12 protein-coding genes are annotated in these 14,005 nt (G+C 68.8%); 2 read left to right on the top strand and 10 right to left on the bottom strand.

Annotated features, from left to right (window positions below; translation table 11 throughout):
• Positions 1–13: 13 nt before the first annotated feature.
• From BEMPMBAN_RS18750 to BEMPMBAN_RS18735, 4 genes are all read right to left on the bottom strand, one after another.
• The gene (locus BEMPMBAN_RS18750) at positions 14–2,554 is read right to left on the bottom strand and encodes a DEAD/DEAH box helicase (protein WP_159232767.1); all 2,541 of its coding nucleotides are present in this window, start codon (positions 2,552–2,554) and stop codon (positions 14–16) included.
• Positions 2,555–2,607: 53 nt separating this feature from the next.
• A complete protein-coding gene (locus tag BEMPMBAN_RS18745) occupies positions 2,608–2,781 on the bottom strand; it encodes a hypothetical protein (protein ID WP_234897561.1) in 174 nt (57 codons plus the stop codon).
• A 52-nt stretch (positions 2,782–2,833) separates the two neighbouring features.
• Entirely contained in the window at positions 2,834–3,076 is a 243-nt protein-coding gene (locus BEMPMBAN_RS18740) for a hypothetical protein (RefSeq protein ID WP_159232765.1), read from the bottom strand.
• 117 nt (positions 3,077–3,193) lie between these two features.
• A complete protein-coding gene (locus BEMPMBAN_RS18735; protein WP_159232764.1) occupies positions 3,194–3,418 on the bottom strand; it encodes a hypothetical protein in 225 nt (74 codons plus the stop codon).
• A 117-nt stretch (positions 3,419–3,535) separates the two neighbouring features.
• Here BEMPMBAN_RS18735 and BEMPMBAN_RS18730 point away from each other — a divergent pair, with 117 nt between their 5' ends.
• Positions 3,536–4,195 (top strand): LpqN/LpqT family lipoprotein, encoded by a 660-nt coding sequence (locus tag BEMPMBAN_RS18730; RefSeq protein ID WP_159232763.1) that lies wholly within the window; start codon positions 3,536–3,538, stop codon positions 4,193–4,195.
• A 364-nt stretch (positions 4,196–4,559) separates the two neighbouring features.
• Here the strand turns inward: BEMPMBAN_RS18730 and BEMPMBAN_RS18725 are convergent, their stop codons facing one another.
• Both BEMPMBAN_RS18725 and BEMPMBAN_RS18720 read right to left on the bottom strand, forming a co-directional pair.
• Positions 4,560–5,819 carry an MFS transporter gene (locus tag BEMPMBAN_RS18725; protein ID WP_159232762.1) on the bottom strand — a complete coding sequence of 420 codons (1,260 nt, stop codon included), beginning with the start codon at positions 5,817–5,819 and terminating at the stop codon, positions 4,560–4,562.
• On the bottom strand, positions 5,816–6,298 hold the full coding sequence (locus tag BEMPMBAN_RS18720; protein ID WP_159232761.1) for a MarR family winged helix-turn-helix transcriptional regulator: 483 nt from the start codon (positions 6,296–6,298) through the stop codon (positions 5,816–5,818). The genes BEMPMBAN_RS18725 and BEMPMBAN_RS18720 overlap by 4 nt, the downstream gene beginning before the upstream one ends.
• Positions 6,299–6,418: 120 nt before the next feature.
• Between BEMPMBAN_RS18720 and BEMPMBAN_RS18715 the strand changes: the two genes are divergently transcribed.
• Positions 6,419–7,891: a phospholipase D-like domain-containing protein gene (locus BEMPMBAN_RS18715; protein WP_159232760.1), complete on the top strand. Its 1,473-nt coding sequence runs from the start codon at positions 6,419–6,421 to the stop codon at positions 7,889–7,891.
• A 9-nt stretch (positions 7,892–7,900) separates the two neighbouring features.
• On the opposite strand, the gene BEMPMBAN_RS18710 is transcribed toward BEMPMBAN_RS18715, so the two are convergent.
• The 4 genes from BEMPMBAN_RS18710 to BEMPMBAN_RS18695 all read right to left on the bottom strand — a co-directional run bounded on the left by BEMPMBAN_RS18710 (position 7,901) and on the right by BEMPMBAN_RS18695 (position 13,842).
• Positions 7,901–8,173, bottom strand: coding sequence for a hypothetical protein (locus tag BEMPMBAN_RS18710; RefSeq protein ID WP_159232759.1), 273 nt, complete (start codon positions 8,171–8,173; stop codon positions 7,901–7,903).
• Between the two features lie 32 nt (positions 8,174–8,205).
• Positions 8,206–12,696: a cation-translocating P-type ATPase gene (locus BEMPMBAN_RS33195; protein WP_425294990.1), complete on the bottom strand. Its 4,491-nt coding sequence runs from the start codon at positions 12,694–12,696 to the stop codon at positions 8,206–8,208.
• A 17-nt stretch (positions 12,697–12,713) separates the two neighbouring features.
• Positions 12,714–13,187, bottom strand: coding sequence for a hypothetical protein (locus BEMPMBAN_RS18700; RefSeq protein WP_159232757.1), 474 nt, complete (start codon positions 13,185–13,187; stop codon positions 12,714–12,716).
• Positions 13,188–13,284: 97 nt separating this feature from the next.
• Positions 13,285–13,842 (bottom strand): type 1 glutamine amidotransferase domain-containing protein, encoded by a 558-nt coding sequence (locus tag BEMPMBAN_RS18695; RefSeq protein ID WP_159232756.1) that lies wholly within the window; start codon positions 13,840–13,842, stop codon positions 13,285–13,287.
• Positions 13,843–14,005: the final 163 nt, after the last annotated feature.

Below are 14,005 nucleotides of genomic sequence, written 5' to 3'. Positions count from 1 at the left end.
TCCGTAGGGCGTTTCAGTCCATCCGGCCCGCGTCGACCACGCGTAGCACCGCGGCGCCCTCCTCGTCGGAGGCTTCCAGGTCCACCTCCACGTCGAACCCCCAGTCGTGGTCGCCGGCCGGGTCGTCGAGAATCTGCCGCACCCGCCAGAGATCAGGCTGCCGGTCGATGAGCAGCAGTGCCGGCCCCCGGGCGTCCGCGCCGGTGCCCACGTCGTCGTGCTCGTCGAAATACGCGCGCACGACTTCCTCCCACCGCTCGGACGTCCAACCCGAACCGCCGTCCAACTCGCCGAGGTCATACCAACGCTGCCGCGCGAACAACTCCACCCGCCGGAACAACGCATTGCGCACCATCGCGGTGAACGCCCGCTCGTTGCCCGTCAGCGGACGCGGACGGGCCGGCACCGTCACCGGCGCGTCGAGGGGCTGGTCGGGGCTGGTGAGCTGCTCCCATTCGTCGAGCAGGCTCGAATCCACCTGTCGCACAAGCTCACCGAGCCACTCCACGATGTCGGTGACCTCCTCCGTCCGGGCGGCGGAGGCCACCCCGGACCGCAAGGCCTTGAACGCGTCGGACAGGTAGCGCAGCACCGCGCCCTCGGACCGGGTCAACCCGTAGACGCTGATGTACTCCCTGAACGTGAAAGCCCGCTCCCACATCTCGCGCACTACGGACTTGGGCGAGAGACGCGCGTCGGCGGCCCACGGATTGCTTTGCAGGTAAAGCTCGTAGGTGTGGGACAGCAGTTCGTCGAGCGGCTTGGGATACGTCACGTCGTCGAGCAACTCGATGCGCTCGTCGTACTCGATACCCTCGGCCTTCATCGCGGCGACGGCCTCGCCCCTGGCCTTGTTCAGCTGCGCCGCCAGGATCTGGCGGGGGTCCTCCAGCGTCGCCTCGATCACCGAAACAACGTCGAGCGCATAGGTTTCAGCGTCCGGGTCGAGCACCCCGACCGCAGCCAGCGCGAACGTCGACAGCGGCTGGTTGAGAGCGAAGTCGGGTGGCAGGTCGACGGTGAGTCGGTAGCGGCGTCCATCGGCATCGGGCGCGGCCAGCCGCTGCACGACACCGGCCTGCAGCAGGGATCGAGCGATGCCGATCGCCTCACGGATGTGCTGCAGTTGTCGCTTGCGTGGCTCGTGGTTCTCGGTGAGCAGGCGGCGCATCGCGGCGAACGGGTCACCGGGACGATCGACGACATCGAGCAGCATCGCCGTCGACACCCGCATGTTGCTGGTCAACGGCTCTGGTGCGGCCTCGACCAGCCGGGTCATGGTCTTCTCGCTCCACGGCACCATGCCCTCGGGTACCTTTCGGCGCACCAGCTTCCGGCGCTTCTTCGGGTCGTCGGCCACCTTGGCGAACTGTTTGAGGTTCTCCACCTCGTGCTCGGGTGCTTCGACGACCACGGTGCCGGCGGTGTCGTAGCCGGCCCGCCCGGCCCGTCCGGCGATCTGGTGGAACTCGCGGGCGCTCAGCAGCCGGGTACGGGTGCCGTCGTACTTCGACAGCGCCGAGAAGACGACCGTCCGGATCGGGACGTTGATGCCGACGCCGAGGGTGTCGGTGCCGCAGATGACCTTGAGCAAGCCGGCCTGCGCCAACTGTTCGACCAGCCGTCGGTACTTCGGGAGCATCCCGGCATGATGGACACCGATGCCGTGCCGGACCAGGCGTGACAGCGTCGATCCGAAAGCCGTGGAGAACCGGAACGCGCCGATCAGATCGGCGATCGCGGCCTTCTCCTGCTTGGTGCTGACGTTGATGCTCATCAGGGCCTGCGCCCGCTCCAGCGCCGATGCCTGGGTGAAGTGCACGACGTAGATCGGCGCCTGTCTGGTGTCGAGGAGGTCGCCGATCGTCTCGTGCATCGGCGTCGTCGCGTAGCTGTAGAACAGCGGCACCGGCCGCTCGGCGTTGGCCACCAGCGCTGTCGGCCGGCCGGTGCGCCGGGTCAGGTCCTCCCGCAGGAAGGTGACGTCGCCGAGGGTGGCTGACATCAGCAGGAATTGGGCGTGGGGCAGTTCCAGGAGTGGTACCTGCCAGGCCCACCCCCGGTCCGGGTCGCCGTAGAAATGGAACTCGTCCATCACCACCAGCGCGATATCGGCCTGTGCTCCCTCGCGCAGCGCGATGTTGGCCAGCACCTCCGCGGTGCAGGCGATGATCGGAGCGTCCGCGTTGACCGAGGCGTCGCCGGTGAGCATGCCGACGTTCACCGCGCCGAACACCTCGCACAACGCGAAGAACTTCTCGCTGACCAACGCCTTGATGGGCGCGGTGTAGTAGCTGCGCCGACCGGCGGCCAAGGTGGCGTACAGCGCACCGGTCGCCACCAGCGACTTGCCCGAACCTGTGGGCGTCGCAAGAATGACGTTCGCGCCGCTGACCAGCTCGATCAGCGCTTCTTCCTGCGCGGGGTACAGCGAGGTCCCGTTGCCCTCGGCCCATGCGGCGAAGGCGGTGAAAAGCTCGTCGGCGTCGGTGCCTGTCGCGCGCAGGGCCGAGAGGTCACCGGGGTCGTCGAGCAGCGGTTGGGCTGGGGTCATCGTGAGGACCAGAGTGCCTCACGTCCGGCGGCGGTGACACCAGGGCTCCGGTATCAGGGAGATTCCTGGGTCACCTTCTGGTGCCGGCCGATGACGAAACTCGAGCCGTTGGCGGTCTCTTCGGTGTCGACCCGTATCTCGCGTCCGCACACCGGGCATGCTGTTGCCCGATCGGGGGGCGGGCCGTCGGGCAACTCGCGGCCGCTGCCCTCACACTCGTGATCCACGCTTGTTCCTCCTGAAGAGCTCATTTGACTGTGGACGGCGACCAGGTCGCGCTCATTCGTCGTCGTCGTCGTCGTCTTTCTTGTTCTCTTTGTCTTCTTGGTCGTCATCGGTGTCGTTGCCTGCCCGCGCTGCCGCACTGCCCATCTCGATGACGGCCCAGTGGCTGGGGGAGACGAGTACCGACCATTCCCCTTCTGTACGACCCATTTTCAGAACGCCGTCGTCCACTTCCCAAACTGTGCTGTCGTCGTACTCGGCTTCTTCGCCATCGGTGTATGTGAGTTTGAATGCCATGCTGCAGGATGCCCGCACCCTGGGCGTCGAAACACGTGGGAAACTTCCCGACGCGACGACGGTTGCCGCGTCGGCTCTCGGGTAGGACACCTACGCACGGCCGAGACAGGTTGTGCGTCAACGACTGCGCCTGGGGGCCGAGATGACCAGCCAGCCGACGCCGACGGCGCCGAGTAGCGACCCCCGAATCGCACGGGTTATCCCCAGTTCGTTCTCATCCACCGGGTGCCGGTTGGCGTCGGCGGACACCGAGTCGTGTTCCCGGCGGGCAACCCTGCGCAACAAACTGTTGACGATGGGGCTGCCACGGGCGACAGTGAGCGCCGGGGCCCGACCTCGCATGGTGCCTTCCATTCGCGCTCTCATGCACTACCGTCAGCTCTAGTCAAGATCCGCACACGGTAAGGGGACGAGCTCATCAGAACGCAGACGGCAAAAGTGGCTCTCGGTACTGCGGCGATGGCGCTCGGCCTGGGCGTTGTCGGGTGTGGTGCGGACAGCGGCACGGAGGCAACGACTTCGGAGCAGACCACGACGTCGTCATCGGCCGAGACGAGCAGCGCCCCAACGAGCACACCTACGCAGGCGCAGCAGTCCGCAGTCACGGTCGGTGATTACCTGAAGGACAACGGCGTCACCCAGATCGCGGTGACTCGCGCCGACGCCACCGCGCCCGAGCTCAATTTGCCCGTACCGCCCGGCTGGATGGATGTCGGTCCGAATACACCCGAGGACGCTTACGGGGCCATCATGCTCGAAAGCGCTGCCGGTTCGCCGAACCCACCCGTGATCGTCGCAAGCATGGCGCGTCTCAGCGGTGGCGAGGTCGATCAAGCCAGAATCCTGGAGCTTGCGCCGAACGCTGTCCGGAACCAGCCGGGCTACGACGGCCCCGAGGAAGGCAGCCCGGGAAAACTTTCCGGTTTTGACTCGGTCCAGATCGCCGGGACTCTGGACCGCGACGGCCAGCCGGTGTTCGTGGCGCGCAAGACAGTGGTGATACCGGGTTCAGACGGGATCTACCTGCTGGCCCTCGACGCGCAGGGGACCGCGGATCAGCAGCAGGCGCTGCTGGAGGCGATGTCGGTCATCGACACCGAAACGATCATCCAGCCCTGACCGATGGCGAGCGCCGATCACTTCTGGAAGGACGCTGACCGGCGCTTGGTGCGCTACGGGGGATCGTTCGTCCCAGGCATCATCACCCGGGCGGAGGGAAGCCGCGTCTACGACCAAACCGGATCCGCGAATCCTCGCCTTCGCTTCCGGTCAGATGAGTTCGGTTCTCGGGCATTCACATCCCGACATCGTGTCCACAGTCGCCTCGGCGATCGCCACCCTTGATCACCTGTACAGCGGAATGCTCAGCACGCCGGACCTCGCCCGAAAACTGTGCGCGACGCTGCCTGGTCGAACCGATCCTGCCCTGCGGCGAGGACGCCCTCACGGCGGTGCTGCGCCGCTGAATCCCTGTGCCGCGCCGCTACAGCTGCGCGGGCAGCGGGCCGGTCAGGTTCGACGGCCGGCACCACAGCGTCACCGCCAGGGTGAGCGCCGCGGCCACCGCGAACGCCACCTGGACGCTGACCAGGTCGGCCGTCCCGCCGAGCAGCGCCGCCGCGATCGGCCGTGAGCCGAGGAAGCCGACAAGCCACAGCGCCATGATGCGGCCGCGCAGTTCCTCGGGCGCGCGCTCCTGCACGACCGTGCTCAGCCCGGTCATCGCCCAGCCGAACCCCAGCCCTGCCAGCGCGAATCCCGCCAGCGCGAGCGCGGGTCCCGCGGCGATGGCCAGCACCCCAGACCCCGCGGCCAGCCCCGCCAGACCGATGCTCGACACCCGTGCCGAGGCCATCCGCCCCCGCATCAGGGCCAGGGCCACCATCCCGACCGCCGCACCGATGCCGAACACCGCCGACAACTCTCCGACCAGGCGGGCACCGCCCCCGAGCTCATCGGCCAACGAGGGAGTCAACGTGATCGACGGATCCGATGCGAAGCCGACGGTCGTCACCCCGATCAGCGCCAGCAACAGCGGACGGTCGGCCCAGACGTACCTGAGTGCCGCGCGCACGCGGTAATCGGCCCCGGAGCGTCGCACCGGCGGCGCCGGGAACCGCACGGCGACCAGGAAGACGGCGAACACGAGGTGCAGGGCAGCGCTGACGGCGAATCCGGTGGCCGAACCGAAGTGCGCGGCCAGATAGGCGCCGGTGGCCGGACCGGCGATGCGGCCGATCGTCATCGGAATGCTGTTGAGCGCCATGGCCGTGGAGAGCTCACCGGGGCGGATCAGGTTGGGCACGATCGACTGCATCGCCGGGCCGCCCACGACGAAGCCGAACCCGACCAGGCCGGTGCCGAGCAGTATCGGAATCGCGGTGGCGGTCCCCTGCAGCCCGGGTTCGAGGAACAGCCACGTCGCCACGAACCCGGACCCGGCGATGCACAACACCCTGCCGAGCAGGATCTGACGCGCCGGGTTGCCGGTGTCGGCCCATTTACCGCTGGTGGGGCTCAAGATCAGCTGCGGTGCGAACTGCACGACGCCGACCAGTCCGACCATCAGCGCCGACCGGGTCGCGTCGTACATCACGATCGCCGCGACGATGCCGTGGGTCCACACCGCGACGACGGAGAACATCTTGCCCCAGAAGAGCACACCGAAGACCGGGTCGAACATCAACCCGAGCGCCCCCCGCGACCGCGGTGGCGCGGTGGTTTCTGTGGTCCCGGAGGTCATTCGGTCCCCGCGCCTTCGAAACGTTCGGTCAGCCGGTCCAGCAGGCCGACCAGGGTGTCGACATCGGTGTCGGGCCAGTCGGCGATCGTCTCGGCGACCAGATCGCGGCGCCGGTCCGTCACGGTGGCCAGCGCCTTGCGGCCGACGTCGGTCAGCACCAGCGCGCACCTCCGTTGATCGTCGGGGGCGGAGGTCTTGGTCAGCAGGCCGGCCGCGACGGAGGCGGCCACGGTGCGGCTCGCGGTGGACTGCTCGACTGCCATGAACTCGGCGACGTCGCGGATCGACGCGCCGGCCCCGCTCCGCTGGCACTCCTCGACCGCACGCAGCACACGCAACGTCGACACGTTCGTCACCGAATCCGCCCCGTCGAGCAGGCGACGGCGCCAGGCCGGGCGCTGCCGCGCGAGGTGAATCCGGGTGAGCAGGTCGTCGAGTCGGTCGTAGCGGGCTTGTGTCACTATATATGCATAGCACATACATATTTCTGCGGTCGACGGCGGGTGAGTCAGATTTGTGTCATCGGTCGGCGCGGGACCGATGTGATAGACACTGCGCTATGACCGCCGTGAGCAGCCAAGTCTCGTCGACGGACTGCCATGAGTAGCGACCGCCTGCTGACGCCGGGGGAGACGTGCTGGCGGGTGGAGCGTGCCGATCAGCTGGCGTGCATCATCGACGGTGCCGACTACTTCTACCAGTGCAAGGCCGCGCTGCTGCAGGCCCAGCGCCGGGTGCTGCTCATCGGCTGGGACTTCGACACCCGGATGACTTTCGAGCGTGGTGGCAAGACCCTTGCCGGGCCGAACCAGCTGGGGACCTTCCTGCGCTGGCTGGTGCGGGTCCGGCCCGGCCTCGATGTCTACCTGCTCAGGTCGAATCTGCGGCTGCTCCCGGCATTCGAGGGGATGTGGGGTGACTTCACGCCTGTGGCGCTGCTGAACTGGCTCACCCGCGATCGGCTGCAGTTCGCCATCGACGGTGCGCATCCGACCGGTGCGGTGCATCACCAGAAGATCGTCGTCATCGACGACGTGCTGGCGTTCTGTGGCGGCATCGATCTCACCCATGGCCGTTGGGACACCCGAGAGCATCTGCAGAACAGCGAGTTTCGCGTCGAGAGCGGCAGTGCCTACGGACCCAGGCACGAAGCTGCCGTCGTGGTCAGTGGCGCCGCCGCGCGTGCTCTCGGCGACCAGGCCCGGGAACGCTGGCGGACGGCGACGGGCGAGTACGTGGCTCAGGTGGTCGTCGACCACGAGATCTGGCCGGACGGACTCGAACCGATCATGCGCCACGTCGATGTCGGGATCATGCGCACCCTGCCGGAGATGGACCAACACAGCGAGGTCCGCGAGGTCGAGGCGTTGAACCTGGCGGCGATAGCCGCGGCGCGCCACACGATCTACCTCGAGAACCAGTACCTGGCCTCCCGCACGCTCGCCGATGCGCTCGCCCGACGGCTGCAAGAGCCCGACGGCCCCGAGATCGTCATCGTCATCCCTCGCAGCTCCGAGAGTCGCCTCGAGGAACAGGCCATGGACAGCGCGAGATACCGTCTCCTGCACGAGCTCTGGGCGATAGACACCCACCAGCGCCTGGCCGTGTACTGGCCGGTGACCGACGAAGGCATGCCGATCTACGTCCACTCCAAGATCATGGTCATCGATGACCGGCTGTTGCGGGTCGGTTCCTCGAACCTGAACAACCGGTCGATGGGATTCGACAGTGAGTGCGATGTGGCCGTGGAAGCCGACCCCGACTCCGCGGAGTTCGACCAGCTCTGCCAGACGATCACGTCGGTGCGCAACCACCTGGTGACCGAGCACCTCGGGGTGTCGGTCGAGGACTTCCAGGACGCCGTGCAACACCGGGGCTCGTTCCTTCAGGCGGTGGAAGCGTTGCGCGGAGAGGGCCGGACGCTGCAGCGGTTCACCGAAGAGACCATTGCCGGCGAGGCCAGTCTGTTGGCCGAGAACGACCTGATGGATCCCGACCACGTGCCCAAATCGGTCGGCCGGAGTGTGCAGCGCTGGATCGAGGGGCTGACCAAGAAGCCGCCCCAAGTGTGAGGCCGGGGCCTATGCGTCAGCGAGTGCCTCACCGATCTCCTGGGCGACCCGGTTGTGCTCGTCCTGGATGAGCAGGTGCCCGGTGGCCAACACCAGCGCCACCGGCCACTCGATGATCTCGACGGCGGCGAGGACGCCGAGCGCCCCGTAGAAGGCCAGCTGCTCCGGCCGGGGGAGACGGACCCGCCCGAGGACCGGCAGATCCACCGCGAACGACTGTGCTTCGCGGATCGCCTGGACGGCTTCTCGTTGTGGTGTTGTCCGCCGCGAGGATTCGGCCATTTGTCGCCTTTCGGTCATGGCGTGTTCGCTTTCTAGACGCCGGTCATCTGGACCGTGGATGGCGTGTCCAACACTGGTGCCGGCGCCTCCTCGGACCCGATCTCTGTGGTGTCCCATTTCATCGCAATGCCGCTTCGTGAAATGTACGCCGTGTTATGGCGGCTGGGAGTGCTCGACATCGAGGACTGAACCCGGCTGAGCACCCGCGGGGCGATTGCGGCCGCCGCGGTGGCCACACCCGCCGTACCGAGCGCCTGTGTCCAGCCGATGGGGCCCAGCGGCGTACATCCCAGCAGCTGGCTGACCCCCGGCGTGCTGATGAGCGCACCGAGCGCGACCAGCGAACCGGTTGCGGTGGTGACCACCAGGGGGCTGTGCGAATCGATGAGCGTTTGACCCAGCTGGGTGGAGACGAGCGCGACCAGCGCCACCGTCGACGCCCGCCGCGGCTGCAGGGTGAACCCGGCCATCAACCATGCCGAAGTCGCCGCGGCCGCGGTTGTGGTGCCGCGGATCGCCACCGTGCGCCACAACGCTGCCTGGTCCGGTCCCCGGCCTGCTCCGTCATCGGTGCCCACCGCCGGACTGACTGCCAGGGCCGCTGCCGGCAGGGCATCGGTCATCATGTTGACGAGCAACAGCTGCCGGGTGTTCAGCGGCGACCGGCCCGTCAGTGCGGACCCGACGATGGCGAACGCGACCTCCCCGGCGTTGCCGCCGAGCAGCACCGCCACCGCGGCTTGCACCCGGCGCCACAACTGACGGCCCTCATCGATCGCGTCCAGAAGGGAACCGATGCGACCGTCGAGCAGCATCACGTCGGCGGCCGTGCGCGCGGGGTCGGTGCCGTGGCCCGCCACCCCGATGCCCACCGTGGCCGAGCGGATCGCCGCCGCGTCATTGGCGCCGTCGCCGACCATCGCGCAGACCATCCCGATGCGTTCCAGTGTCTGCACCACCTGGACCTTGTGTTCGGGTGTCATCCGAGCGAACACCACTTTGTCACGCACCGCGGCTTCCTGGCCCCGGCGCGACAACGCCTCCCATTCGGAGCCGCTGATCACCTCGTCGAGCGTCACCGGCAGCCCCAGCTCGGCGGCGATCGCCGCGGCGGTGACCGGGTGGTCCCCGGTGGCCAGCCGAACGCCGATGCCCTGATCATGGAGAGCCTTCAACAGCCCCGCAGCCTCCTGCCGCGGGGTGTCCGAGATGCCCAGCAGGCCCGCCACCTGAAGGTCCGCGCCACACAGTTCCGCGAAGGCCTCGTCGCGCTCGCGCGCGGCCTCGAGCTGCGCTGCGGTCACGGTGCGGCGTGCCACCGCGATCACGCGCAGGCCGGATTCGGCCATCTCGTGTATCGCCTCGGCGAGGGACCCGTCGTGGTCGACGCTCGCGGCGAGCAACACTTCCGGCGCACCCTTGAGGACGAGCTCGCTACCGACGAGCGAAGCCGAGAACGGTCTGCCGGACCTGAACGGCAGGTGCACGGTGTCCCCGTTGTGCTCCGTTAGCCCGGCCGGCGCCGCGGCGATCACCGCGGCGTCGGTGGCGTGCTCGTGCCGGGTGCCGTTCTTCGGGGCGGTCGCCGCCGCGGCGAACGCCAGCACCTGCTCGTCGCTGAAATCGGCGGCGCGGTGCACGCGGGACACCCGGAGCCGGTTCTCACTGAGGGTGCCGGTCTTGTCGAAGCACACCACGTCGATGCGGCCGAGCGCCTCGACGGACTTCGGACTTCGAACCAGGGCGCCGGCCCGGGAGAGCCGGCGCGCCGAGGCCTGCTGGGCGAGGGTGGCCACCAGCGGCAGGCCCTCCGGCACGGCCGCGACGGCGACAGCCACGCCACTGGACACCGCCTGCCGCAGCGGCGCCAGCCGCAGCAGACCGAGACCGCTGACGAGCGCACCTCCGGCGAGGCTGAACGGCAAGGCCCGATTGGTCAACTCCCGAAGTTGCGACTGCAGCCCGACCGCTGAGCCCTGTGCCGGAGCCACCTCGGCTGCCCGGCGCACCTGGGTCTGCGACCCGACCGTCGTCACCACCGCTACGGCGGTTCCGGCCACGACCGTGGTCGTCGCGAACAGCATGCAGCTGCGTTCGGCGACCGCCGCGCCCGGCGTGGCCTCGGCCTGTTTCGGCACTGGCAGTGATTCGCCGGTGAGAGCGGCCTCGTCGACCTCGAGGTCGGTCGCCTCCACGATCCGGCAGTCGGCCGGAATCACTTCACCGGAACGGACCTCGATCAGCTGACCGGGAAGCAACCGAGCCGCGTTGACGCTCTCGTAGTCGTCGTCGAGCAGCAACCGGGCCGGCGGATCCTGGACCGCGAGCAGCCGCCGCAACAGTCGCTCGGCGCGTACCTGCTGGGAGGCCGCCAGCACGGCGTTGCCGGTGAGCACCGACCCGACCAGGATCGCGTCGACCGGTGACCCCAGCAGGGCGCTGGCCGCCGAGCCGACGGCCAGCACCGGCGTCAACGGGTCGGACAGTTCCTGACGCACAGCGGATCCCAACTCCGCCACCAGTCGGATCGCCGGCCCCGTCACGTTGCCGACCAGGGTGGACGATGCACTCGCCGATGCCGCCAGCCGCGACCGCGGTGGCCGCACCTCGATCCTGGGCTCTGGCAGCGCCTCCCGAACCTGGTCCACCGACATCGCATGCCACTCCTGGATCGGGGCCGGGGCCGGGGTCGGGACCGGGTCGGTGAACACCCCCCGGGCCAGCCACATGCCGGTGGCCAGGCCGGCGGCGGCACCGGCGGTCACCGGGCCGGGGCCGCGACCGCGGACCCCGGGAATCATCAGAATGGAGCCCAGAAGCGTTGCGCTGGTGGCGAGTTCGACGCCACGGCGGCTGGCGTGCCGCGCGGCCGGGAGGGCGTGCAGAATCCGCCATGCCGAGGCGAGTTCGGAGACCAGCAGGTCGGCCTGCCGCGGTGGCGGACATCCCGGGCAGGCCACACCGACGGCCACGTCCGCAGCCGCCAGCGCTTGACCGGCGGCCCCGGAGAGCACGGCGACGGTGCGCCCGTCGGCTTGCAGCGCCTGCACGGTGGCCAGCAGCGCGGCATCGATGGATCCGGCGACCGGGCGCAACTCGTCGAATGACGAACGCAGGTCGCCGAGTTCCTCACACGTCACCGACACCGCCTCGATGTCGGCGCGTCGGATTGCGGCGACCACGTTCGCCGCCAACGCGTCCGGTGTACGGCCGACGTGGACCTGTGAGACTTGGCCGTTGCGGGCACCCCCGGCGATCCGGGGGACGTCGTGCCAGCCGGCACCCAGCACACCGCTGTGGACCTGTTCCTGCGCCCACTGCCAGATCGCGGTCCGGTCGTGCTCGGGAACTGCACGCAGCCCGCTGACCCGTAACCGATCGGTGAGCAGTACCCGCGGATCGACCACAACGGCGTCGGTGCGGTCGAGGCGGCGCAACGCATCCGGACGCAACGTCAGCACATCGTGTTGCTTGGCCAGCCCACGCCCCAACGTCGACGCGAACGCCTCACGCGTGTTGCGGGCGGCTTTGGGTGCGGTGACCACCGCGGCGGTGGCGGCGGCGTTGAGGCTGCCGGTCAACAGGCCGACCGATGAGGCGGCGAGGCCTTGCGCCACCCCGCTGCGCTGTGCATGGCGCTCGATCGGTCCGGGCGGGATCGGGCACGGTCGGAGGACGTCGTCGCCGGCGCCCGACGAATCCGCATCCTCGCCGAGGACGGCCTCGTGCCGCTGCCAGGCCTGGGCGGACGCGACGAGTTCGCCGAGCTGACTGAGGTTCCTGAGGAAATCGACGGCCAGGGAGGCCGGGGCCTGGGTGAGCGTGTAGACAGATGCAGCGGTGAGGGCGATCGCGGTGTCGGCCGCGGCACCCCCGAGCCGATTCTCGACCACGGCACGCAGCCGGGGCTGGTAGTCGACCGCGGTCACCGCCGCGACCAGGCCGGTGGGCAGCGCCGGCCAGAACAGGGTGCGCCCGGCCGCCGCGGTGAGGAAACCGACGCCGTTCGCCGCCGTCGCGATCAGCAGACCGCCCAACACCACGCCGTCACCCGGCAGGTCGGTCGGCTCGCTGACGCTGTCGTTGTCGTTGTTGTCGTCACCGGTCTGCGCCTCGACGTCGGCGACGAGCCGGCACAACTCGTCCAGGGACGGGCCGGCTGCATCCACTGACACGACCAGTCTCGAGGTCGGACGATTCAGGACAGCCCAACGGACCCCGGGCACGGCTCGTACCGAATCGAGCAGCAGTGCCGCGTCGAGATCGGGTCCGGTCTCGGTGGTCAGGCCGCGGACCTCGATCCAGCAGCGGTCCTCGTGGCGCCACCGCCGGCGGACCGGAGTGCCTCCGACAAGCTCACGGGTCGCGCTCGACACCGCCGCCCGCGCGTCGGGCGGCACAGCACCTGCCAGCCCCCGCGCGACGGTCGTCGTCACCTTCGTGCCGAATCTCAGCCCGGACGCGGCGACTCCGACGGTGAGCGTGACAGGGGCGACCGCGATGTTGGTTGCGGTCCCCGCCAAGCGTCCTAGCAGTGAGCTCACTTCCCGGCAGTGCGCCGCGACGAAGTCGCCTTGCGGGCGGGCCGGGTGGACGCTTTCTTGGCGGGTGCCTTCTTCGCCGCTGCTTTCTTGGCCGGAGCCTTTTTCGCCGGAGCGGGGGCGCTCTGTTGCGGCGAGGTGGTGACGGCGGGCGCGGACTTCTTCGCGGGCGCGGCCGGGGCAACGGCCTCGCCAGCGCGCTGACCGAGCTTGTGCACGACCAGCGCAGCGCCGCCGACGGTCACCAGCAGGGGCCACTCGACCAGACCGGCGGCGCCGATCGCCCCGATCGTCAGAGCGGCCGCCGCCGGAGATCGGCTACCGCTGGACAGTCCATTGCGAACGCCGTTGGCGGCACCCTGCGCGCCGCCGACCACGCCGTTGATCGCGGCGCCACCCACCGCCCCGGCGGTGGCGGTTGTGGCATCGGCCACCTTCGTCAGGCCTCGAAAGACCGTTGAAATAGCACTCATCGCCACTCCTAGGCTGCTGGCTGTTCGCCTGGTTGTCATCTCCCGATAACCGTCGGTTATACACAGCGCAGGTGAACAGGCCCGCGCCGTCTCGAATTCAGGTGTGCGCCGGGGTGTTTGCGAATTGATCCGTGATGGCCTGGCAGAACGCGGGCAGGTCGGCGGGTGACCGGCTGGTGATCAGATTGCCGTCCATGCACACCTCCTGATCGACGACGGTCGCTCCGGCGTTGCGCAGATCGGTTCGCAGGCTCGGGTAGGACGTCAGCGTCCGGTCCCGGACGACGTCGGCTTCCACCAAGGCCCACGGTCCGTGGCAGATCGCGGCTACCGGTTTTCCGGATCGCACGAAGTCGCGCACGAATGCCACTGCGGCCTTGTCGAGGCGTAATTTGTCTCCGTTGACCGTCCCTCCGGGCAGGACTAGTCCGTCGAACTCGTCGACCTGCGCGGAGGAGACCTCCCGGTCGACCGGGACCGTTCCCGCGGGTTCGAGGTCGTGGTTGCGCGCGTCGATCTCGCCGGACTTCACCGACAGCAGTTCTACCCGGCCACCGGCGCTCGTCACCGCCTCACGGGGCTGCTCGAGTTCGACTTTCTCGACACCGTCGGTGGCAAGGAACGCGATCGTGCGGTCATTGAGTTCGTTCGGCATATCTGCGGCTCCTTTCGTCGGTGGGTAGTCGGTTACCCCGTCGGAGGGGATCGAACCCACCCGGCGGTTCGATCGCCGCCGCGGGGTTGCGTCCAGCAGAGTGGTGTACGAGTCGGACCTGATTAGTAGCGCCGGCGTGTCGTAGCCGAATGATTGAAGGTCA

It is taken from the genome of Mycolicibacterium austroafricanum (assembly GCF_902705885.1).
Classification (GTDB): Bacteria; Actinomycetota; Actinomycetes; order Mycobacteriales; family Mycobacteriaceae; genus Mycobacterium; species Mycobacterium vanbaalenii_A.
Note: the sequence above shows the minus strand (reverse complement) of the source record. Positions and strands in the feature narration are given on the sequence as shown.